The 21,519-nt window shown below is 56.3% G+C and carries 20 protein-coding genes; 14 read left to right on the top strand and 6 right to left on the bottom strand.

Annotation, left to right across the window (positions count from 1 at the left end; translation table 11 throughout):
- The first annotated feature begins 15 nt into the window (after window positions 1-15).
- The 5 genes from ACT7DK_RS07780 to ACT7DK_RS07760 all read left to right on the top strand — a co-directional run bounded on the left by ACT7DK_RS07780 (window position 16) and on the right by ACT7DK_RS07760 (window position 4,234).
- Window positions 16-1,476 (top strand): FAD-dependent oxidoreductase, encoded by a 1,461-nt coding sequence (locus ACT7DK_RS07780; RefSeq protein WP_445397944.1) that lies wholly within the window; start codon window positions 16-18, stop codon window positions 1,474-1,476.
- Between the two features lie 518 nt (window positions 1,477-1,994).
- Window positions 1,995-2,477 carry a hypothetical protein gene (locus ACT7DK_RS07775; protein WP_445397942.1) on the top strand — a complete coding sequence of 161 codons (483 nt, stop codon included), beginning with the start codon at window positions 1,995-1,997 and terminating at the stop codon, window positions 2,475-2,477.
- Between the two features lie 31 nt (window positions 2,478-2,508).
- Window positions 2,509-2,748, top strand: coding sequence for a hypothetical protein (locus tag ACT7DK_RS07770; protein ID WP_445397940.1), 240 nt, complete (start codon window positions 2,509-2,511; stop codon window positions 2,746-2,748).
- Window positions 2,749-2,821: 73 nt separating this feature from the next.
- Window positions 2,822-3,220, top strand: a complete 399-nt coding sequence (locus ACT7DK_RS07765) for a hypothetical protein (protein ID WP_445397938.1) — start codon at window positions 2,822-2,824, stop codon at window positions 3,218-3,220.
- Between the two features lie 546 nt (window positions 3,221-3,766).
- Entirely contained in the window at window positions 3,767-4,234 is a 468-nt protein-coding gene (locus ACT7DK_RS07760) for a hypothetical protein (RefSeq protein WP_445397936.1), read from the top strand.
- 447 nt (window positions 4,235-4,681) lie between these two features.
- Here the strand turns inward: ACT7DK_RS07760 and ACT7DK_RS07755 are convergent, their stop codons facing one another.
- A complete protein-coding gene (locus tag ACT7DK_RS07755) occupies window positions 4,682-5,320 on the bottom strand; it encodes a hypothetical protein (protein WP_445397934.1) in 639 nt (212 codons plus the stop codon).
- A 593-nt stretch (window positions 5,321-5,913) separates the two neighbouring features.
- Between ACT7DK_RS07755 and ACT7DK_RS07750 the strand changes: the two genes are divergently transcribed.
- From ACT7DK_RS07750 to ACT7DK_RS07720, 7 genes are all read left to right on the top strand, one after another.
- Window positions 5,914-7,044 (top strand): ISAs1 family transposase, encoded by a 1,131-nt coding sequence (locus ACT7DK_RS07750; protein ID WP_445397932.1) that lies wholly within the window; start codon window positions 5,914-5,916, stop codon window positions 7,042-7,044.
- 15 nt (window positions 7,045-7,059) lie between these two features.
- The gene (locus tag ACT7DK_RS07745; protein WP_445397930.1) at window positions 7,060-7,965 is read left to right on the top strand and encodes an IS630 family transposase; all 906 of its coding nucleotides are present in this window, start codon (window positions 7,060-7,062) and stop codon (window positions 7,963-7,965) included.
- A gap of 234 nt (window positions 7,966-8,199) precedes the next feature.
- Window positions 8,200-9,330 (top strand): ISAs1 family transposase, encoded by a 1,131-nt coding sequence (locus ACT7DK_RS07740; protein WP_445402298.1) that lies wholly within the window; start codon window positions 8,200-8,202, stop codon window positions 9,328-9,330.
- A gap of 177 nt (window positions 9,331-9,507) precedes the next feature.
- Entirely contained in the window at window positions 9,508-10,254 is a 747-nt protein-coding gene (locus tag ACT7DK_RS07735) for a class I SAM-dependent methyltransferase (protein WP_445397928.1), read from the top strand.
- Window positions 10,255-10,272: 18 nt separating this feature from the next.
- The gene (locus tag ACT7DK_RS07730; RefSeq protein ID WP_445397926.1) at window positions 10,273-11,019 is read left to right on the top strand and encodes an SAM-dependent methyltransferase; all 747 of its coding nucleotides are present in this window, start codon (window positions 10,273-10,275) and stop codon (window positions 11,017-11,019) included.
- A gap of 196 nt (window positions 11,020-11,215) precedes the next feature.
- Window positions 11,216-11,527 carry a DUF6172 family protein gene (locus tag ACT7DK_RS07725; RefSeq protein ID WP_094040368.1) on the top strand — a complete coding sequence of 104 codons (312 nt, stop codon included), beginning with the start codon at window positions 11,216-11,218 and terminating at the stop codon, window positions 11,525-11,527.
- Window positions 11,528-11,681: 154 nt separating this feature from the next.
- Window positions 11,682-13,070, top strand: a complete 1,389-nt coding sequence (locus ACT7DK_RS07720) for a DEAD/DEAH box helicase (RefSeq protein WP_445397924.1) — start codon at window positions 11,682-11,684, stop codon at window positions 13,068-13,070.
- Window positions 13,071-13,426: 356 nt separating this feature from the next.
- Here ACT7DK_RS07720 and ACT7DK_RS07715 read toward each other — a convergent pair whose 3' ends face one another.
- The gene (locus ACT7DK_RS07715) at window positions 13,427-14,164 is read right to left on the bottom strand and encodes an SDR family NAD(P)-dependent oxidoreductase (protein WP_445397922.1); all 738 of its coding nucleotides are present in this window, start codon (window positions 14,162-14,164) and stop codon (window positions 13,427-13,429) included.
- A 119-nt stretch (window positions 14,165-14,283) separates the two neighbouring features.
- On the opposite strand from ACT7DK_RS07715, the gene ACT7DK_RS07710 reads away from it, so the two are divergent.
- On the top strand, window positions 14,284-15,204 hold the full coding sequence (locus tag ACT7DK_RS07710) for a LysR family transcriptional regulator (RefSeq protein ID WP_445397920.1): 921 nt from the start codon (window positions 14,284-14,286) through the stop codon (window positions 15,202-15,204).
- A 148-nt stretch (window positions 15,205-15,352) separates the two neighbouring features.
- Here the strand turns inward: ACT7DK_RS07710 and ACT7DK_RS07705 are convergent, their stop codons facing one another.
- On the bottom strand, window positions 15,353-15,790 hold the full coding sequence (locus ACT7DK_RS07705; protein WP_445397918.1) for a c-type cytochrome: 438 nt from the start codon (window positions 15,788-15,790) through the stop codon (window positions 15,353-15,355).
- 222 nt (window positions 15,791-16,012) lie between these two features.
- On the opposite strand from ACT7DK_RS07705, the gene ACT7DK_RS07700 reads away from it, so the two are divergent.
- Window positions 16,013-16,246: a hypothetical protein gene (locus ACT7DK_RS07700; protein ID WP_445397916.1), complete on the top strand. Its 234-nt coding sequence runs from the start codon at window positions 16,013-16,015 to the stop codon at window positions 16,244-16,246.
- Window positions 16,247-16,520: 274 nt separating this feature from the next.
- Here the strand turns inward: ACT7DK_RS07700 and alr are convergent, their stop codons facing one another.
- The 3 genes from alr to ACT7DK_RS07685 all read right to left on the bottom strand — a co-directional run bounded on the left by alr (window position 16,521) and on the right by ACT7DK_RS07685 (window position 21,321).
- Window positions 16,521-17,753 (bottom strand): alanine racemase, encoded by a 1,233-nt coding sequence (gene alr, locus ACT7DK_RS07695; protein WP_445397914.1) that lies wholly within the window; start codon window positions 17,751-17,753, stop codon window positions 16,521-16,523.
- 819 nt (window positions 17,754-18,572) lie between these two features.
- Window positions 18,573-19,772, bottom strand: coding sequence for an IS4 family transposase (locus ACT7DK_RS07690; RefSeq protein ID WP_445397912.1), 1,200 nt, complete (start codon window positions 19,770-19,772; stop codon window positions 18,573-18,575).
- 256 nt (window positions 19,773-20,028) lie between these two features.
- The gene (locus ACT7DK_RS07685; protein ID WP_445397910.1) at window positions 20,029-21,321 is read right to left on the bottom strand and encodes an NAD(P)/FAD-dependent oxidoreductase; all 1,293 of its coding nucleotides are present in this window, start codon (window positions 21,319-21,321) and stop codon (window positions 20,029-20,031) included.
- Window positions 21,322-21,519: the final 198 nt, after the last annotated feature.

The following is a 21,519-nucleotide window of genomic DNA, read 5'->3' as shown; positions in this document are numbered from 1 at the left end:
AACGACAGAGACCACATGACATCACCCTGCTGTAACGCCACCGCCCACGGCCCCCTGCGGGTCGGCATTTTGGGCGGCGGCGTGGCCGGCGCCACGGTGGCGCTGCGCCTGGCCGACCTGGGCATTGACAGCCTGCTGCTGGAGGCGAGCGACGGCCTGGTAAAGGGCCCGCCCATCTGCCACCTGCACGCGGGCGGCAACCTCTACCGGGAAATCAGTGACGACCAGTGCCTGGCGCTGCTGCGCCAGTCCATCGCCTCGGTGCGCGCCTACCCCCACTGCATCAACCGCCGCCCCACGGTGGTGGCGGTGCCGGTGACCGACGCGGGCGACCCGAACGCCCTGCTGCCGCGCCTGGCCCTGCTGGCGGAGGAATACCGCCGGCTGGTGGCACAAGACCCGGCCAACCGGGTGCTGGGCGAGCCCGAAGACTACTACCGCTGCTACGACCGGGAACAATTCGAAGCCCTGGCCCGCAGCCCCCTGCCCGAGCGGGCCCAACGCCCGGACGACTGGCTGGTGCCCCTGGCCCAGCGGCTGGATCCGGACCGGCTCAAGTTCCCCCTGGTGCTGGTGCAGGAATACGGTTGGAGCCTGTTCCGCATGGCCGCCACCGCCACCCTGGCGCTGACCGCCTCGCCCCACTGCGAGCTGCGGCTGAACACCAAAGCCACCGGGCTGGCCCCCGTCGAGGGCGGCTGGCGCATTAACAGCCGGGGGCCGGCCGGCGAACGGCTGGACGAGGTGGACTTTTTGGTCAACGCCTGCGGCTTTCGCACCGGCCTGGTGGACGACATGGCCGGCTACCGCCGCCAGCGGCTGGTGGAGTACAAGGCCGCCTACCTGGCCCGCTGGCCGGTGCCGGGCCAGTGGCCCGAGGTGATCTTCCACGGCGAGCGCGGCACCCCGGACGGCATGGCCCAGCTGACCCCCTACCCCGGCGGCCTGTTCCAGCTGCACGGCATGACCGACGCCATCACCCTGTTCAAGGACGGCCTGGTGGCCAGCGGCGCCGACAGCGCCCAGCCCCGCCTGCCCGAGCACTATCGCCGGCAAATAGACCAGGGCTGGCAGGCCGAGGACGTGGACGCCCGCACCCGCGGCGCCATCGCCCACCTGGCCCGGCTGCTGCCCGCCTTTGCCGGGGCCGAGCCCGCCGGTCAGCCGCTGTTTGGCGCCCAGCAGATCCCGGGCAGCGACCCCAAACTGCGGGCGGCGGACGTGTCCTTCGAGGGCAGCCACTACGCCCGGGTAGAAATTGTAAAAGCCTCCTCGGCGCTGACCGCCGCCGACCGCATCGTCGGCAAGCTGGCGGAGCTGGGCTGGCTGGGCCAGCCGGCGGCAAACCGGCCCCCGGCGCTCTCCCCCACCCTGGCCATCACCGCCGACCAGGATCCGGCAAAAGTGGAAGCCACCGCAGTGCACCTGGCCCGCCAGCGCGGCTACCCCCGGGAGCTGGCCGAAAACGGCTGGTAACATAGTCCTCTCCCTCCTGCCCAGGGAGAGGGTTTCATCTAGCCCGGCGCGTTAGCCGCCGGCCAGACAACACCCACCCCTGACCTTCGCTCAAATACCACACCCCACCGCCCCCAAAACCGCTTATAAAACCACCACTCAGGCGTTTTGCCCCCCACTTCCTGCTTTTTGCAATTGCCCTGCCCCATCCCAGCGGCCAGAATAGATACGTTTGAACACAGTGGTGGCAGGGATTGGCGACCTGAAACGTCCGGGCGGTAGCGTGGCCGCGGAATATGACCGCCACTTGATTCAGCCATCCAGAAGTCCATGGATACGGAGTATATTTAGTGCCCAACTGAAAATGTTCGTTAAAACACCACAAGCAGAATAAAAATATACATTCGTGGTTTACAAAATGATGTTTTTCTTGAAATATTGTCAACTCACAAATAACGATAAAATTACCATAATACATGCCGGATTGAAGCAATAGCATATATGTGCAGCATTAAACCGCAGGTGCCTAAGGAATACCAATGAGCATTTGGAAAGAACTATACGATATCTTTGATAAGGAGCGAGCTAGGTGGCAATCAAAAAATGCGAACAGGCAGGCTTTGATATTTGAGATTCAAAGTAATTTAACCTTCCTTGCAGATGCTCTACAAAATGAACTTAGTGATATCGATATAGCAAAGGGGCTTGAGAGAAAAGCTTTTGACAAATCAATAGAAAGTGGATTTTCTATAAATTCAATTTCAAAAGAAAAAGTAACAGCAAGAACTATCGGTGACTTTGACGAATTCAAAAAGTACATTGGTAAAGATACAGAATATTTAGTTAAAAATGCTTATTCAAAAACAGGCTCTTTACTAAAAATCACAAGTACGCCAAACAGCAAAAATCATTCTCTCAAGTTCAAGTCATTGTTTAGGTTTTTAATGTTATTAGTCACCCACATTGAGGGGCGACGTTTAATAAGGCATTCAAGCAAGAGCGCAAAAATCCATGCTGATTAGCTTGGATTTATGATCATTGGAGAGTTTGTAGATGCTAAGTGATGATGGAGCAAAAATTGTTCGAGTGATATTGAAAGAACTTGAAGATGGCACTCGTACATTACCAGCAGAAATTTCTTTAAAACACCTTGAAAGCGAGACGGGGGTAAGAGTTCAAAATATTGGAATGGCTTTTGACACTTACATTAATAAGCCGTTGGCAGCCAAAGGAATCCTAGCAAGGAAATGTGGTTCACCGGTAAGAATTCAACTCGAGAGTAAAAACACATAACAATCGCAGCCACAAACGCTGCATAGCTTTTCGACCTGTGTTGCGTACATTATACTGTCAAGGAGGACGTATTGTGTTAAAAACCGTGTCCCTTACCAAACAGCAGTTAAAAGCACTAGCTGATATAGCTAATTGCTCTCCTGGATTTAAGGCTCAAGGGGTCCTTGGAGATTTTTTGGATCTCTGGCTTGTGTGTGAAGTTTTGGCGAAGAAGCTAATTACCTACCATAAGAACTTGTCGGATATTCCTTTCAGGTGGAGTTACACTCAACTCGAAGCATCTTTTAAACACTTAGGTATCTCCTACTGTGAATCTAAAGTCAAAACAATGTTCCATAGTGATAAGAAAGCAAAACGTGGATCTAAACCAGCACGAGTGTTGAAAAATGGCTACCTTCACACCCTATCAGACGCTGATCGTGAAGAGATTGAATCACGTGCAAGCGAGCTTTTAGAGATATTAAATTACTGAAAAAAGGTACTGGTATATGCAACATAATAAAAACACTCAACATAGCCTGGAAAATGTCGTATTATATTTTTTCGAGTACATTCATTATCTGCCTTTACTTTTAAAGTCACTAAATATTAAGAGAGTGGTTTATGGTAATATGGAATAGAACAGAATATATGACTAAATGTAAACGATATAGAAAAAGGTAAGAAAGTATAGTCAGCCGATGGGATGCAAATACCAATTTAATCATTCTTGTTGCAGTTATGGCATTGAAAGTTGGGATGACAGGATTGATTGCACGCTTACTAAAGTCAAACAGAAATAGCATAGAAAATTAAACCGAGAATTCATTTAAAACAAGAGGGTGAAAAATGAGATTTTTAATATTCTTTTATTTATTTATAGGATTAACACTAACCTCTAATACAAACGCAGCAATAACATCAGTAGGCTATGAGGTTCAAAGATTCCTATCTGAAGGAAAAAAGTGCATTACAACTTGGAGTGACGACAGTTCTAAAGCAGGAGAAAAAACAAAAGTGTTTGGAGTCAGAGAGTTAAATGGTAAAACTCAGTATCAAGTCTACCATTCTGCAGAATATCCAAGGCTATGGGTTTGGGATTTCAGAGTCCAAGATATTATATGCAAATAGATATAATAAGAATGCGAAAGATGTTGTAAGCATCAAAGTTATAATAAAAGCTGCCTATAAAAAAGGAGTGAACATGAATAAGAATAAATTTGTGCTATTAGGGTGCGTTTTATTTTCGCCACTAACAACTGCTCAACAATTCAATTACCAATGTGGAAATCATGAATTGATAGTAACACTATCACCTAACTCAGCCATATTGGATGGAAAAAGGTTCTCATATCAAGATGGAGAAAGTGATGGCCGTACAACAAAGATGACATTCTATGGAAATGGTGCCGTTCTGAAGTTTTTATCCACCCCGATGTCAAACTCATATGTAATGGGATTAACCGAAGGAAGTGATTTTAAAAAGGAATACTGCAAAGAAAAATAACAGTTTAACCACATACTATCGACATTGAACATGAAGTTACGGGGTTACGGGGTTACGGGGTTACGGGGTCTTGCCTTTTGCCCCGTATCTCGGCTTATACTCGAATACATCCAATTCGCGTTAATCAATGCCTGGAAAGGAGCCCAGAATGGCCAGACCGTTACGACTGGAATTTGCAGGTGCTCTGTACCATCTAACCTCACGGGGTAATCGACGTGAATCTATATTCGAAAGCGATGACGGCAAGCGCGGTTTTCTGTCCGTACTCGATGGTGTATGAGAGACACTTAACTGAATCTGCTATGCCTACTGCCAGAAACTACTATCATCTATTTGTAGCTTATTTTAGTACCATTATCACCTTACCCATGTAGACTTATATCTTATAAGTCACAAGCAATGAGGAAGGCTTAATCATTCATTAACCTTTACCATTACATCAATATACTAATATATAAAAGACAGCTCTCCTGCTCTTACAATATATTCACTATAGTCATTACCATCAATCAATATCTGATCCACAACCATTACAAGTTCACACCCACTAATTCTTGAAATCTTCGGCGTATCTATCGTTGGAGATCCCGTTGGTTCATTCTTACCACATATCAGTCCGCCTTTCGAAGTAGGAGGTAGTATTTTTTTGGTTGTTATTATTGCTTCCTTTTCAAAAATCTGCCTAGCTTTATCTGCGGGTGGCTGTAGGTACAACGCATCAAATGAGACATAATCGAATTCATATGTCGAAACTTCAACTTCAAATTTAGCACCAAAATTATTCTGCATCATCACATTTTCTTTATCATATTCTACTCTTCTATATTGTTGACCAGATAAAATATAACCAACCAATGGATGATAAGCCGTCAGGGTGATATTAAGAGTATATTCTTGCCCAAACTCTTGTAGATACTTATTATTTTTCTCTACTGCTGACACCTCAGTATCAAATGCATCTACCTGAGGTACTCCTTCAACTATTTTATAAAAAAGCGCTTTAGTAAAAGGAGGAGGCATTTCATTTTCAGCTTTAACACTGAAGCATATTGATAAAACCAATGCTGCACTTAAAACTTTTTTCATCTCTATACCTTCTCGTTAACAATCAACATGAAAATAGTTATTCTAAACAATAGCTTTATGGATACAGAGAAATTAGTGAAACTTGTATAAATGTAAACTAAGCTATCACAAAGACCACTTCAACATCCAAAGGACTAAGTTCACGCTAATCTTACCACCACAAAACTAGGGGTCAAGCCTTACCTTTTAACCTCCAAGTATCGAATTACACTAAAATCAATTTAACTTGCTTTAATCGACACCAGGAAGATCCAAAGACTAAGAGATAATTAAAATTGAGATTAATGCTCTGTACTTGGTCGCGGTAGGAATGGCGGTCACCCGCCACCCCCCGCACAGATCCGGACGTGCGCTGCTAACGCATCCGGCTCCTACCTCGAGTCATACCGTCAAATCGCACATCTGGACAGGGTAAGATCATGAAAAAGCCTTATGGGACAAGGCTCTCGGCGGGTTTTAAATTTAAACACTAACAGCCACCTTGTACAGCGGAGCGCACACTTTTTGAAGAAATATCTCGATGGGAAAGGATCGCTTTGACGATTAACATCAGCTGTGATCCTATGCTGTCTTTTTAACGACAGATGATCGCCATGAACGGACTCGGCCTCTTGCAGCACCTCTCCATCATCAGTGACCCACGCCAGCAATGGAAGGTGGAGCACAAGCTCTCGGACATCCTCTTTCTCACCATCGTGGCCGTGATCGGCGGCGCCGAAGGGTGGGAAGAAGTCGAGGATTTCGGCATCGATCATCTCGACTGGCTGCGCCAGTATGGCGACTTCGAGAACGGGGTGCCGGTGCACGATACCATCGCCCGGGTGATGGGCATGCTCTCGGCCACGCAGTTGCAAAAGAGCTTTGCCGCCTGGATGAAAGAGTGCCACGTGGCCACCGCAGGCGAAGTGATTGCCATCGACGGCAAAACCCTGCGGCGCAGCTACGACAAGGGCCGCCGGCAAGGCGCCATCCACATGGTATCGGCGTTCAGCGCCGCCAATCAGGTGGTGCTAGGCCAGGTCAAAATCGATGCCAAATCCAATGAGATCACCGCCATTCCGGAGCTGTTGGAGTTACTGAGCATTCGTGGTTGCCTGGTAACCATCGACGCCATGGGCTGCCAGCGGGCCATCGCCCAGAAGGTGATCAGCAAGGGGGCGGACTACCTGCTGGCGGTGAAAGGCAACCAGCCCAAGCTGGAGGAAGCCTTCAATAACTACTTCCGGATGGAGATGTTTCAGCGTCCCGACAGTGACAGCTACAGCACGCAGGAAAGTGGCCATGGCCGCAAGGAAACCCGGCTGAGCCTGGCGGTGGATGATCTGTCCATCCTGGGCGACTTGGTGTTTGAATGGCCGGGGCTGAAGACCTTAGGGATAGTGGCGGCCATACGGGAAGTGGGCGGCCAACCGGCCAAGGACATCAAGGTGCGCTACTACATCAGCTCAGCCAAGTTGTCGGCCAAGGAGCTGCTGGAAGCGACCCGTTCCCACTGGTCGATAGAATCCCAGCTGCACTGGCAGCTTGACGTGGGCATGCGGGAAGACGACTGCCGCATCCGCCGTGAACAGGCCGGCGAGAATATGGCCACCATCCGGCATATCGCCTTCAATGCGTTGAAGGGAGATACCAGCTTCAAGGCCGGGATGAAACGCAAGCAAAAGCGGGCCAGCCGAAACAGCGCCTACCTGTCACACGTCTTGGCAGGACTGGGGGTTTCGTAATCTTGCCCTGATACCGTGGGCCGTTGGTTCAAGCGCTACGAGGCCGGCGGCAAAGCGGCTCTCGCCGTCCAGAAACGGGGTCCAAAAAACAAGCCCGGCCGCCTGAACGCCGTGCAACAGCAGAAGGTGATCGAGGCTATCCGCGACCATATGCCCGATCAGTACAAGCTGGGGTTTGCCCTGTGGACCCGGCGCTCCATTGCTGAACTGATCAAGCAATTTTGGGGCATCCACATTCCGGTTCGCACCATGGGGGACTACCTCAAGCGCTGGGGATTTACACCCCAGAAGCCCTTGAAAAAGGCATGGGAGCAGAGCCCGGCTCGTGTCGAAGCCTGGCTGAACGAGGAGTATCCACGTATCAAGGCCCGTGCCAAGGCTGAAAAGGCCCAGATCTTCTGGGGCGACGAAACCGGCATCAAGAACACGGTCCAACATGGGCGCAGCTATGCCCCGGTTGGCAAGACGCCGGTACAAGCCCTGCCGGCCAAGCGGGTTTCCCTGAACATGGTGTCGGCCATCACCAACCAAGGTACGGTCCGCTTCATGCTGTATGAATCCACCATGACGGCAGACGTGTTGATCAAGTTCATGCGCGGGCTGATTGCCTCCACCCCGGGAAAAGTATTTCTGATCCTGGATAACCTGCGGGTTCATCATGCCAAAAAGGTCAAACGCTGGCTGGAAAAAGGGACGGTAAAGCGTTTTCTGGAGGTCTTTTTCCTGCCCGCCTACTCACCGGAACTGAATCCGGATGAGTATCTCAATGGTGACCTGAAAGGCATGGTGCACAGTGGGCCGGCGATTCGCAGTGTGGAAGAGCTCAAGAAGCGAACCCGCTCCTCTATGCGGAAGTTGCAGCGCAGGTCGGAGCGGGTGAAAAGTTACTTCCGATCGGAGCACATCGCTTATGCGGCATAGTCGATGTATTTTGCCGCCGGGTTAATACTAAGTGAATGGGGTGGGTGGCAGGGCAAGATCATGAAAAAGCCTTATGGGACAAGGCTTTCGGGGTGTTAAAAATTTAAACACTGACAGCCATGTTGTACAGCGGAGAGCACACTTTTTGAAGAGAAATCTCGATATTGAAGGATCGCTTTGACGATCAATGCCAGCTGTGATCATATGCTGTCTTTTCAACGACAGATGATCGCCATGAACGGACTCGGCCTCTTGCAACACCTCTCCATCATCAGTGACCCGCGCCAGCAATGGAAGGTGGAGCACAAGCTCTCGGACATCCTTTTCCTCACTATCGTGGCCGTGATTGGCGGCGCCGAAGGATGGGAGGAAATCGAAGATTTCGGTGTCGATCACCTCGACTGGCTGCGCCAGTATGGCGACTTCGAGAACGGGGTGCCGGTGCACGATACCATCGCCCGGGTGATGGGCATGCTCTCGGCCACGCAGTTGCAAAAGAGCTTTGCCGCCTGGATGAAAGACTGCCATGTGGCCACCGCAGGCGAAGTGATTGCCATCGACGGTAAAACCCTGCGGCGCAGCTACGACAAGGGCCGCCGGCAAGGCGCCATCCACATGGTGTCGGCGTTCAGCGCCGCCAATCAGGTGGTGCTGGGCCAGGTTAAAACCGATGCCAAATCCAATGAGATCACCGCCATTCCGGAACTACTGGAGTTGCTGAGCATTCGTGGCTGCCTGGTGACCATCGACGCTATGGGCTGCCAGCGGGCCATCGCCCAGAAGGTGCTCAACAAGGGGGCGGACTACCTGCTGGCGGTGAAAGGCAACCAGCCCAGATTAGAGGAAGCCTTTAACAACTACTTCCGCATGGAGATGTTTCAACATCCCGAGAGTGACAGCTACAGTACGCAGGAAAGTGGCCATGGCCGCAAGGAAACCCGGCTGAGCCTGGCGGTGGACGACTTGTCCATCCTGAGCGACCTGGTGTTTGAATGGCCGGAGCTGAAAACGCTGGGGATAGTGGCGGCAGTCCGGGAAGTGGGCGGCGAACCGGCCAAGGACATCAAGGTGCGCTACTACATCAGCTCGGCCAAGTTGTCGGCCAAGGAGCTGCTGGAAGCGAGCCGCTCCCACTGGTCGATAGAATCCCAACTGCACTGGCAACTGGATGTGGGCATGCGTGAAGACGACTGCCGCATCCGCCGTGAGCAGGCCGGCGAGAATATGGCCACCATCCGGCATATCGCCTTCAATGCGTTGAAGGGAGATACCAGCTTCAAGGCCGGGATGAAACGCAAGCAAAAGCGGGCCAGCCGAAACAGCGCCTACCTGTCACACGTCTTGGCAGGACTGGGGGTTTCGTAATCTTGCCCTGGGGTGGGTGGCTATCCCGACTCACATTTTGGGACCGAGAGCGCAGATCGGAAACAGTGCTATATTCTCCAAATGGCGAAATCGTTGTCTGTGCTTGGTGTGTTGCAACATAACAATTCGCTGCAGGTGCGACCAAACGATCAACCGCTTTGACGGAGCCCACTGAAAATGGAAGGAATGGAATACTTTCTTGAAGTCTTTGGCAGGGTGCCTCGGGCTGGCCCTGGTTCGTCCGAGTCAACCCGGCGCGCCTATGGGTTGATGTCAGCGGTGCCGCCGTGCCCACGCATTCTCGACATCGGATGCGGGCCGGGTGTGCAGACGGTTGATCTTCTCAAGATGTCCGGTGGAGAAGTGCTGGCGCTCGACTTTCTCCCGCTGATGCTCGAGCGAACACAGTCCAACGCCGCGAATGCGGGGGTCTCAGACCGGCTGACCGTCCTTGAGCAAGACATGACTCAAATGGACTTCCTCGCCGCCAGTTTCGATATCATCTGGTCAGAAGGCGCCATCTATCATCTTGGCTTCGAGCGTGGCCTCCAAAAAATCAAGAAGTTCCTCCGCCCGGGTGGCCATGTTGCCGCCAGCGAGGCCGTTTGGTTAAAGCCCGACCCGCCGGTGCCGGTGGTTGAATTCTGGAAGCAGTATTCCGAGATAGACACCATCGAGAGCAAGCTCGCCGTGATCCGCCGGCTGGGATACGAGCCGGAGGGCCACTTTGTGCTTCCCGCAGATACATGGATGCGGGACTACTACGAGCCAATGGAGCTGATCCTGGCCGAGAAGATAAAGCTATGGAAGGGCGACCCCCAGGGTCAGGCGGTGATAGAAGAAGCACAACAGGAGATAGCGCTTTACCGCCAATACTCGAACTACTATGGCTACGCCTTCTTCGTGATGAAGTGCCCGCAATAACCAAGGAGATTTCCCACCATGGACATCCCCCGGATATTCAACATTACTGAAAGTGCCCACCGCATCCACAACCCGATCACCCCCGAAAAGCTCGCCACCCTAGGCGCGGCGCTGCGCCTGAAACCCGGAACCCGGGTGCTCGACCTCGGCAGTGGTTCGGGGGAGATGCTGTGCACCTGGGCACGGGATCACGGCATCATCGGCACCGGCATCGACATGAGCCAGTTGTTCAGCGAGCAGGCAAAACTCCGTGCCGAAGAACTCGGCGTCGCCGATCGGGTCGAGTTTATCCATGGCGATGCCGCCGGCTATGTCGCCGACGAAAAAGCCGGTGTGGCGGCCTGTGTCGGTGCCAGCTGGATCGGTGGTGGCGTTGCCGGCACCATCGGGCTTTTGGCGAAGAGTCTCGGTGCCAACGGGATCATCCTCATCGGCGAGCCCTACTGGCGGCAGTTGCCGCCGACGGAAGAGGTCGCCAGGGGGTGTCTTGCCCACTCCATCTCCGATTTTCTCACGCTCCCGGAGCTTATCGCGTCTTTCGGCCACCTCGGCTACGACGTCGTTGAAATGGTTCAGGCGGATCAGGACGGCTGGGACAGATACGAGGCGGCCAAGTGGCTCACCATGCGCCTATGGCTTGAAGCCAACCCCGACGACGAGCTGGCCCAAGAGGTTCGTGCCCAATTAACCTCGGAGCCCGGGCGCTACGTCACTTACACGCGCGAATACCTGGGATGGGGGGTGTTCGCGCTAATGGCGCGGTGACGGAGCTTGGATCCGGGCCTGACATTTACGTCCCATTTGGCTATCACCTGGCCAGCTCCTCTCCATCTGACCCCGCTTGCCTCCCCTTACGGACAAAAAATCGCAGAAATGGGCAGTTATCTTCTGCCCATCCATGTAGAATCCGCCTTTAAAAGCCGACTCGGCTTGACTCTTGTACACACCCCTAGGATTTTGAATGAAAAAGACCATCGCCCTGACCCACCCCAGGCTGAAGCCGGCTCGTCTGGTGGACGCCATCAAGCACGACATCAGAAAATACCTGAACCGGGAGCGCCGCAAGGCACTGCCGGCGGGCATGGACTACTGGACCTTCGATTGCCGCTTCGGTGCCACTGAAGCGGCGGCGGAAAAGATTTTCACCTCTGAAATCAACGCCCATATCGATGCCGCCGTGGCGCAGGAATTGCCCTCCTTCTACGTGGAGATCCTCGCCCGGGCCTGCAACCATCAGCCCCGCGTCGCCGCCGACGAGGCCGAGGAAGGCTAAGCCCCGCTGCCGGACCTGCCGCCAGGTCCGGCAGCACCCTGGTTTACCGGCCAAAATTTCGCCAAAACCACAAACAATCCTCTCTTCCACCGCCAAAATCCTGTATATTCTGCCCTCGTTTTTTTGACTGTAGCGACTCTACAGAGGAACTCTTATGCAATTTTCATCTCTGGATCTGGCCCCGGATCTACAGCGCGCTCTTGTAGAATGTGGCTACAGTGCTATGACCCCCGTACAGGCCCAGGCCATAGTGCCCGCCCGGCGCGGCAAGGATTTGCAGGTGACCGCCCAAACCGGCACCGGCAAAACCGCCGCCTTCGCCGTTCCCGTATTGCAGCGCATGCTGGACAACCCCAAAGCCAGGGTCGAGCGCCGCCCCCGCGCCCTTATCCTCACCCCCACCCGCGAGCTGGCCGAGCAACTGGCCGATGCCATCGGCGGCTACGCACGGCATCTGCCGCTGAGCGTCACCGCGCTCTACGGCGGCGTGAAGATGGGTGGCCAGGCCAACAAGCTGAAAGCGGGCGTGGACATGGTGATCAGCACCCCCGGCCGCTTGATGGAGCACATCACCCTGGGCAACGTGGCATTGAGCGACGTGGAATTTGTGGTGCTGGATGAAGCCGACCGCATGCTGGACATGGGCTTTATCACCGATGTGCTGAAACTGATGCAGCTGACCGCGCCCAAGCGCCAGACCCTGCTGTTTTCCGCCACCAGCTCGCCGGCGGTCAACGAGCTGTCCCACAAGATCCTGCACAATCATCAGCAAATCCGGGTCACCCGAGTCAACAGCACGGCCGATACCGTCCGCCATGCGGTCTATCCGGTGGAAGAAAGCCGCAAAATAGAACTATTCGAACAGCTGCTGGAAGAGAAAAACTGGTTCCAGGTGCTGGTGTTTACCAGCACCAAGGAGCAGGCCGACCGGCTGCTGGCCGGCCTGAAGCAGCGCAAAATCGAGGCCGCCGTGTGCCATGGCGACAAAAGCCAGGGCTCCAGGCGCCGCGCCATCGCCGACTTCAAGTCCGCCAAGTTGCAGGTGCTTATCGCCACCGAAGTGGCCGCCCGGGGCCTGGATATCCAGGGCCTGGACTATGTGGTGAACTTCAACCTGCCCTATCTGCCCGAGGATTACGTGCACCGCATCGGCCGCACCGGCCGCGCCGGGGCCGCCGGCACCGCCATTTCCTTTGTCAGCCGGGAAGAAGAGCAAACTCTGGAGCGCATTCAAAAGCTGATTGGCACCGAGATCAAACGCATCGTCAAGCCGGGCTTTGAAGTGAGCAACCGCGGCACCCTGCTCAAAAGCATCTCGCGCAAGGTGTTGTCCGGGCGTGCAAACCGGGCCAGCGAAACGGTGATCGAGCTGGAAGGCTCGGGCAATGCCAAGGGCAAGCCGCGCCGCGCCAAGCCGGCCGATGCCACCGGCAACCAGGCCGCGCCCAAGCCCGTGCGCCTGAAAAAGCCGAGCGCCCCGAAAAGCACCGGGCCGAAGAAAAAAATATTGCGCGGCAAACGCGCCGAGAAATACGCCCGTTAAGCGCTGTTAACCGTCACTTAAGTCGGTGCCGCCCAAAGAGACGATTCATGGGCGGCACCCTGTCTGTGCACCTCCACGACGTCTTCGGCCAGGGTATACAGGCCAGGCGAGATGGGGATCAGCTCTTGCCTTTTGCCCCTTCCCCTCGGCTTGCGGTTTAGTCTCCTCGAACAAATCCAATCCGCCTCAATCGATGCCGGGAAAGGAGCCTGCTCCACTGCCGTCATCTCCGCGAAGGCGGAGATCCATGACATATGGCACCGGGCTCCCGCCTGCGGGAGTGACTACAGAGCAATACGACGGTTTGTCAGCCGTCAGAAGCTTCCCGAGGCTTGTGCTTTGCGGCCAGCCGCGGCTTACAGCAGGAAGCCGCCATCCACTTCCACTACGGCGCTGCGCATGGCCAGCGACCGGTCGGACAGCAGGAATTCAATCGCGCCGATCTGATCGTCCGGCGTCATCACCCGGCCCAGCACGGTGCCGTTCATAGAGCCGAACAGCTCCGCCTGCTGCTCGGCGCTCATGCCGGCCTTGCCCTGGATATCGGTCGCCGTGACCCCCGGGCGGATGGAGTTGATACGGATACCGAAGGGGGCAAACTCGAGGTTGGCCACCCGTACAATGGCTTCAAAGGCGGCCTTGCTGGCGGCATAAACGGCCGCATTCGGGAAGGCTTTGGTCACCGCAATGCTGGACACAAACACCACGCTGGACGGGTTGTTCAGCAGCGGCTGCAGTTGTTGCAGGGTAATAAAGGGGCCCTTGGTGTTAATCGCCATGGTCAGGTCAAAGGCTTCCTCGGTGGTGGCGGTGACGGCGTCGGGGTAGAACACCCCGGCATTCAGCACCAGGCCATCCAGGCGGATGTTGTCCTGCTGCAATGCCGCCGCCAGCCGTGTTAACTGCGCGCTGTCGGCGCTGTCGGCGCTGTCGGCGACGTAACCGGCGCAACCCATGGCGGCGGCCGCCTGCTCAACCCTTGCCCGATCGCGTCCGGTGATGATGACCTTGGCGCCTTTTTCACTCAGCGCTTGCGCCAGTGCGCAACCAATGCCCGCCGTACCGCCGGTAACCAGAATTGTCTTGCCGTTCATACGCATTCTCCTCTGTATTGCGTTGTATGCCCGGCAGATTAGCAACTTGCGTTGTCATCCATAAGGCAGCAATATGCTCACTCATTGATTCCCTTATGAAAACAAATAAAGGACTGACGATGGCTTACCTCAACCTGCCGTTGCTGCACGTGTTCCATCTGGTGGCCGAACGGGGCAGCTTTCAGGCCGCGGCCGGCGAGCTCGGCCTGCCGCGTTCATCGGTCAGCAAGAAGATCCGCCAGCTGGAAGAATTTGTCGGGCAGCCCCTGCTGCAGCGCTCCACCCGGCAGCTGCAGCTGACCGATGTCGGCCGCAACCTGCTGCTCGGCACCGGCGAGCTGGGGACCGTGCTGGCCAATCTGCATGGGCTGGTTGACGATATGCAGGCCACGCCCAGGGGCAAGGTAAAAATCAGCGCCAGCATTCTGATGGGCCAGGTGTTTCTGGTGCCGCTGCTGGGCCGCCTGCGCCGTACCTATCCGGACATTGAACTCGAGCTGAGTCTGGAAGACAGAACCGTCGACCTGCTGGCCGAGAAAGTGGATATTGCCATCCGCATCGGGCAACTGCCCGACTCGTCGCTGATTGCGCGTAAAATCGGTGAAAAAGGCTGGGGCTGGTTTGCCTCGCCGCGGTATCTAGCCGAGCAGGGTGTGCCGGAGTCGCCTCACGACCTGGCTCGCCACCACTGTCTGGTATTTGGATCCCATGCCTTCTGGCCATTCGAGAGCAGCGACGGCCGGACCGAGATACTGGAAGTAACGCCGGCGATTAAAACCGACAACAGCCGTGCCCTGGTGGATATGGCCTGTGCCGGTCTGGGCATCATGATGATCGATCCCCAATTTATTGTGCGCGAGCGCGATGCGGGGCTGCTGACCCCGGTGCTGACCGACTGGCGTCATCCCGAGCACAGCCCGGTAAACCTGGTGTGCGTTGGCGCGCGTACCCGGGCCGCGCAGGCGGTATGGCAGTTTCTGTTAAATACGTTTCCGTCCAACGGAATGCGCCAGCTCAACGGTGTTGATACACACCTTTAACCGCAGCCACAGACGGGCGGGACTCCTTTTCCAGGGGGGCTACAAGGCGATACTGGTTGAAAAAAGCGTATTCGGTTAAGGGCGGTCTGCGCAGTCGTGAGCGCAGACCGCCGGTTTTGGCTAACTGACCAGGTTCCGGGTAAGGCTGTTAATGATAGGAGCCATACGGAGTCGGCTCATAGGGTTCCAGCTCGTAATGGGACTCCAGAAAAGTCACCAGATCAACGAGTTCCGTCACCGTCATCACATCGTTATACACCGGCATCACCGATTCTCCCTCTACCTGGATTGTTGAACGATCATAGCCTTGCGCCAGCCGGTGGGAGGGGTTAATCACGGAGGTCACCAGCTCCCCATAGGTTTTCAGGCCCTTCACCTTGCCTCCCAGGTTTATCGATAACTCATGCTCGCCTGCCGGTCGCTCATAGCCTTCCATCGTATGGCAGCTCAGACACTGCATATTCATAAACACTTGCTCGCCACGCGCAACATCGCCCACCGGCAAACTGAAGCTTTGCAGGCTTCTATCGCAGCCACTGAGCCCGAGTGCAACAAGCAAGACTATTAATATTTGACGGTTGTTCATGGCCTATCACTCCGTATAGCGCGATATCAGGGTATCGCAGGTCACCGAGAACACACATAACCATGTAAAGTGTAGGTGGTTATTACCCCGGGAGCGGGGTCAAATGATGGCGGTCCTGTCCCCAAGTACCAAAAACGCAGCCATCCCTGATATAAATCAACTCCCCGCCCCCTCCCCGCGCTAATCTGAAGCTGTGGTAGCGACTGGTTCGCGGGAGGGTCCATGTCCGACGAGATGCTAATCCGGGTGCTGAAGGGGGTGATGCTGGTGGGCATCTGCCTGATCGTGCTGGGGGTGTACCTGCACAACAGCGACCATATGGAACCGCTGGGGGTGAAGGGCATTCTTGTCAGCGCCGGCTGCGTGGCACTGGGCATGATCCTCTCTTTGCCGACCAAGATGTACCTCACCTTTATGCTGATGAAGCGCGAAAGCGAGCGGTCTTCTTCTTCCTGAATTTTTCTCAGACTGAGCAAGTTGCCGCCGGAGCCAAATCTGTGGTGGTTGCTTCGCTGGCCGGCCCGCCAATGGACTCCCGCCTTCGCGGGAGTGACAGGAAGAGCGCGGGAGTGATGGGAAAGGCTACGGGGTGATGGGAAGGTCTACGGAGTAACATCGGCTCCCGTCATGCCCGCGAAGGCGGACATCCAGGCCAGGGGGATGCAGGCAATAAAAAACCGGAAGCGGTTTTTCTTCCCGCTTCCGGCATCAAGCTTCCCGCTTCCCGCTGTTATTGCGCGCGCTTGAGGATCTTGGGATTGGAGTTGCCCCATACGGTGTACAAGTCCGCCAGCAGGGCGCCGTTGGCGTCTTCCAGCTCGCCCTGGGTCACTTCCACCTCACCCTGTTTGCCGAACAGCACCACCTCGTCACCCGGCTTCACTCCCGGAATATCGGTCACGTCGATCATGGTGGTGTTCATCGACACCCGGCCCACCACCGGCGCACGCTGGCCGTTCACCACCACATGGGCGTTGTTGGTGAATACCCGGCGGTAGCCGTCGGAATACCCCATGGGCAGGTTGGCCAGCAGCGCATCCCGCTCCAGGGTATGGGTGCCGTCGTAGCCCACCTTGCTGCCCGCCGGATAGTCGTTTACCGAGGCCACCCGGGTCTTGAACGACATCACTTTCTTGTATTCGGTATAGCTGGGGATGGTGTCGCCGTAGATGATGCCGCCGGGGCGCACCATGTCGAGCCGGGCTTCCGGCACTTCCAGGGTGGTGAAGGAGTTAGCGGTGTGCAGGGTCAGCTTGCTGCGGTCCAGGCCGGCGTCGTCAATCAGCCATTGCGACTGCTCGTTGAATTTGGCCAGGCCCTGGCGCACGAAGTCCGCTTCCTCGTACTGGAAGTGGGTCATGATGCCCACCAGCTCCAGGTTATCCAGCTGCATCAGCGCGCGGGCCTCGGCCTTGCCTTGCTCGGTGGCCAGCTCCAGGCCGTTGCGGCTCATGCCGCCGGCGTTCAGTCCCAGGTGGTAACGCAGGGTCTTGCCCTCGGCCCCGGCCACTTCGGCCGCCAGGCGTGCCGCCTCGATATCGCCGAACAGCTCTTCCATGTCGTATTGGAGGCCGTCGCGCACCTCCGCCGGAGTGGCGCTGCGCACCCGCATGATGCGGCCTTCATAGCCGCTTTCCCGCACTACCCGCGCTTCCTCGTTGCTGGTGATGCCCACGCAGGGAATGCCGGCGGCAATCACCGAGGGCATCAGGTTGGCGATGCCATGGCCGTAGGCATCGGCCTTCATGATGGCGCAGATCTGGGATTTGCCGTCCAGCAGCGCCTGCAGGGTGCGGATATTGTGCTCGAAGGCGGCCTGGTCGATTTCCACCCAGGCGTTGGCGGTGGCGTACTGGCTGCTGCCGGTATCCAGGCCGGCCACCGGCAGTTCGGGCGCGGCATACAGGGAAGTGGACAAACAGGCGGACAGGGCCGCGGCCAGTACGGTGGGGGTCATTTTCATCTAATGCTCTCCTTGAATGGGCTGCCACCCGCTCCATTGGCGACACTCACCGGCCGGAAACCCCTTCCGGCCCGCAGATGGCCCGGTCACTATACAAGGAAAAAATCAAAACTTAATAGTGCAATTTAACTTTTTAGTGACATTAAAAACCAGGCATAAGGGAAAAGTCAGATCTTAATACCTGGCATTATGACAGCAGCGATATTAATTATGCAGGCAGCAACATTCATCTTCATATGGAGCCATTCATGATGTCGTCACGATGCCGCCATTACCGCGGACAACGCCGATGTTCGGTGCCGGAACGGAACCCATCGGAGCTGTGCACAAAATAGCGGCACGGCATCGTTATGCACCGAAAGGGGGCACTCGGTAACCCGGAGCAGGCGGAGATGACCAGGGTTAAGAAGACGGAGATGACCGGAAGCAGACGGAGATGACCGGAAGCAGACGGAGATGACCGGAAGCAGACGGAGATGACCGGAAGCAGACGGAGATCCATGGCAGATTGCACTGGACTCCCTCCTTCGCGGGAGTGACGGGAAAGAGCGCGGGAGTGACGGGAATATTATCCCCGCCCCTACCGCCGTCATCCCCGCGAAGGCGGGGATCCATAACGCCAACACCACGTCGGCGCCCGACACCTGGACTCCCGCCTTCGCGGGAGTGACGGGAAAGAGCGCGGGAGTGACGGGAATATTATCCCCGCCCCTACCGCCGTCATCCCCGCGAAGGCGGGGATCCATAATGCCAACACCACGTCGGCGCCCAACACCTGGACTCCCGCCTTCGCGCTGACGGCTCCCCAGTTTTTTCTGGTCATGCCGCGACCTCTTCCATGAGGGTGTAGATACGGCTCAAGCGTGTTAAGGCTCGCTCCAGTAGCGAGCCCGTTACTCTCCTCGGCTCATGGATAAGCACCTGTTTTCCCAAGGTTAAAAAGGAAAGCACCCGACGCTCCTCGGTGTTGGCCTGGTATCGCCGATGCAGCCCTTGTTGTTCGCACTCGAACCCCACCAACCACAGGAGCAGGGTTGCTACCTGGGCTATCAGGCACAGTTGACCCAAGCGACCCTCCCCCTGACTTTTACTGTTGCTCCAGCCAAAACCATAACGCTGGCTCTTGTCATCACGGAAGTTCTGCTCGATTTGCATCCGCTTCCGATACAGAGAGACGACCTGCTGGGCAGTGAGTTCCGCATCCGAGGTCACCAGCAGCCACGGCTCTTCCGCCGCGTCGCGATACTGCTTCTCTGCCTGGGGATACATGGGCTGCTTCTTGCCCCGTTTCTTGTGCCGTCCCTTCGAGGGGGCATGGTACTGGTGATAGTAAACCGGGCAGGCTGGCTTCACTGTCTTACCCAACAGGCCCGCTCCCAGCGCCTCTGGGGTGGCCGTCGCCTGCTGGGCCAGCGTGGCCGCGGGATACCACTCTTTCTCGTTATCCAACTTGCCATGGATGCGCCCGCGCACTCGCCCTACAAACACCCAGCCCAACGCCCGCACCTGATTCAGCCACGGCGTTTTAAAGCCACCGTCCGACAGAAGAATGACCCGCTGGTGTGCCCCCAGGGCGGCATGCAGATCGAGCAGAAACTGCTGATGTTCATCATGATTTTCTTGTCGCGCAGAGGGCACAACACGGTTCAGCAAGGGCAGGCTGCGACCTTTATACACCAGGCTGGCGCGCAAGACATGAAAGTCCTGGCTGCAACAGCCGCTCCAGTCAATGGCAATGAAGCAGCAGGGCAAGCAATCGGTGATGCGGCGGGTCAGGGCGGCACTCATGGTGACGCAGTCCTGGTGGGCCTTCTCATTACGAAGAAAGCGGTCGACGCGTTTTATCTTGTGCTTGACGCAGGCTTTGCCGGGCAGATGTCGTCCAATCCGGGTCAAGGAGAGGGTGTTGCCGGTAATGAGTCCTTCGGCACAGTTCAGCAGGGTTTTTACCCGAGCCTGATGAAAAGGAGCGAAGGCAGACGCGAAGAATTTATGGCAAACTGAGGACACGGCAGGCATGGCGGAACGTCTTTGTTTTTTTGGCGATTAATAAAGACGCAATCTACCATGCCTGCCGATTTTTTTGGGGATCCCTCAGCGCCTTCGCGGGAGTGACGGGAAAGGGCGGGAGTGACAGAAAGAGCGGGAGTGACAGAAAGAGCGGGAGTGACAACAGAGAAAGGCCAGGGTTTCTCCGCGGCCTGAAGCCGGAAGGAGGGTACTCCTTCCAGCTTCCAGCCTCAAGCTTCCGGCTTCCGGCTTCCGGCTTAAAAAATCAGTGCAGCTTGAGCCGGGGGCGCAGGTAGCGGTTGATGCGGCCCACCAGCATCATCAGGCCGGTGCGGGTGTAGCCGTGCAGCGCCACCTGGTGCATGCGGTAGAGGGAGATGTACACGGTGCGGGCGATGCGGCCTTCCACCATCATGGAGCCGCGCATCAGGTTGCCCATCAGGGAGCCGACGGTAGAGTAGCGGCTCAGGTTCACCAGCGAGCCGTGGTCCTTGTACGCATAGGGCTTGAGCGGCTTGTTGTTGAGCTTGGCCATGATGTTGTCATAGGCCTGGCTCGCCATCTGGTGGGCAGACTGGGCCCGGGGCGGCACCGGCTTGCCGTTGTCCTGCAGGCAGAAGGCGCAGTCACCGATCACGAAAATGTTCTCGTCGCGGGTGGTCTGCAGGGTGTTGGTCACCGCCAGCTGGTTGATGCGGTTGGTCTCCAGCCCGGCGATGTCCTTCATAAAGTCCGGCGCCTTGATGCCCGCCGCCCACACCATCAGCTTGGCGGGGATCAGCTCGCCTTCCTTGGTCTTGAGCCCCTCGGCGGTGGCCTCCACTATCATGGTGTTGGTGCGCACGTCCACGCCCAGCTCGCGCAGCTCCTTGTGCGCCATGGCGGAAATACGCTCGGGCAGCGCCGGCAGTATGCGCGGCCCCGCCTCCACCAGGGTCAGCCGCAGGCAGTTGCGGTTGAGCTTTTTAAAGCCGTAGGCCGCCAGGTGCTCCACCGCGTTGTACAGCTCGGCCGACAGCTCCACCCCGGTGGCGCCGCCGCCGACGATGGCGATGTCCACCTTTTCGTCCACGGTGTCGCTCTCGGCGTACTGCAAAAAGCGGTTCATCAGCTCGTCGTGGAAACGTTCGGCCTGCTGCGGGCTGTCGAGGAAGATGCAGTGCTCGCGCACGCCCTGGGTGCCGAAGTCGTTGGACACGGAGCCGATGGCCAGCACCAGGATGTCGTATTTGAGATAGCGCTCGCTCACCATGGGATTACCATGGTCGTCGAGCAGGGGCGCCAGGGTGATGGTTTTGGCTTCCCGGTCGATGTTGGTGAGGGTGCCCAAATGGAAGCTGAAGCCGTGATTGTGGGCCTGGGAGCGGTAGCTCAGGCCGTCGATGCCCGGGTCCATGGCGCCGGTGGCCACTTCGTGCAGCAGGGGTTTCCACAGGTGGGTCCGGTTGCGATCCACCAGTATCACTTCCGCCTTGCCCTTACGCCCCAGTTGCCGGCCCAGTTTGGTAACCAGCTCCAAGCCGCCGGCGCCGCCGCCGACCACGATAATCCTTGTCATGTCTGACCTCTTCAATGTTTAAAGTAAAAACCTGCGGCTATGGCCCGCCCATAGCGGCAGATTCTTGCTCAGGGTGCCAGTACCGGGCACCGCATGATAACAAGTCCATTACCTGCTTTTTGCCGGATCTTCCCTTTATCAACACGGTTAAACTGCGGTCATCTCCGCGAAGGCGGAGCTCCATGACATACTGCACTG

Source organism: Zobellella sp. An-6, assembly GCF_052487945.1.
Note: the sequence above shows the minus strand (reverse complement) of the source record. Positions and strands in the feature narration are given on the sequence as shown.

Bases quoted from the DNA above. Each gene is read 5' to 3' on its own strand.
- ACT7DK_RS07740 (WP_445402298.1), top strand. From the start codon at position 8,200: ATGAACGGACTCGGCCTCTTGCAACACCTCTCCATCATCAGTGACCCG.
- ACT7DK_RS07735 (WP_445397928.1), top strand. From the start codon at position 9,508: ATGGAAGGAATGGAATACTTTCTTGAAGTCTTTGGCAGGGTGCCTCGG.
- ACT7DK_RS07775 (WP_445397942.1), top strand. From the start codon at position 1,995: ATGAGCATTTGGAAAGAACTATACGATATCTTTGATAAGGAGCGAGCT.
- ACT7DK_RS07705 (WP_445397918.1), bottom strand. From the start codon at position 15,790: ATGAACAACCGTCAAATATTAATAGTCTTGCTTGTTGCACTCGGGCTC.
- ACT7DK_RS07730 (WP_445397926.1), top strand. From the start codon at position 10,273: ATGGACATCCCCCGGATATTCAACATTACTGAAAGTGCCCACCGCATC.
- ACT7DK_RS07690 (WP_445397912.1), bottom strand. From the start codon at position 19,772: ATGCCTGCCGTGTCCTCAGTTTGCCATAAATTCTTCGCGTCTGCCTTC.
- ACT7DK_RS07715 (WP_445397922.1), bottom strand. From the start codon at position 14,164: ATGAACGGCAAGACAATTCTGGTTACCGGCGGTACGGCGGGCATTGGT.
- ACT7DK_RS07725 (WP_094040368.1), top strand. From the start codon at position 11,216: ATGAAAAAGACCATCGCCCTGACCCACCCCAGGCTGAAGCCGGCTCGT.
- ACT7DK_RS07700 (WP_445397916.1), top strand. From the start codon at position 16,013: ATGTCCGACGAGATGCTAATCCGGGTGCTGAAGGGGGTGATGCTGGTG.
- alr (WP_445397914.1), bottom strand. From the start codon at position 17,753: ATGAAAATGACCCCCACCGTACTGGCCGCGGCCCTGTCCGCCTGTTTG.
- ACT7DK_RS07755 (WP_445397934.1), bottom strand. From the start codon at position 5,320: ATGAAAAAAGTTTTAAGTGCAGCATTGGTTTTATCAATATGCTTCAGT.
- ACT7DK_RS07710 (WP_445397920.1), top strand. From the start codon at position 14,284: ATGGCTTACCTCAACCTGCCGTTGCTGCACGTGTTCCATCTGGTGGCC.
- ACT7DK_RS07780 (WP_445397944.1), top strand. From the start codon at position 16: ATGACATCACCCTGCTGTAACGCCACCGCCCACGGCCCCCTGCGGGTC.
- ACT7DK_RS07720 (WP_445397924.1), top strand. From the start codon at position 11,682: ATGCAATTTTCATCTCTGGATCTGGCCCCGGATCTACAGCGCGCTCTT.
- ACT7DK_RS07750 (WP_445397932.1), top strand. From the start codon at position 5,914: ATGAACGGACTCGGCCTCTTGCAGCACCTCTCCATCATCAGTGACCCA.
- ACT7DK_RS07685 (WP_445397910.1), bottom strand. From the start codon at position 21,321: ATGACAAGGATTATCGTGGTCGGCGGCGGCGCCGGCGGCTTGGAGCTG.
- ACT7DK_RS07770 (WP_445397940.1), top strand. From the start codon at position 2,509: ATGCTAAGTGATGATGGAGCAAAAATTGTTCGAGTGATATTGAAAGAA.
- ACT7DK_RS07760 (WP_445397936.1), top strand. From the start codon at position 3,767: ATGGTAAAACTCAGTATCAAGTCTACCATTCTGCAGAATATCCAAGGC.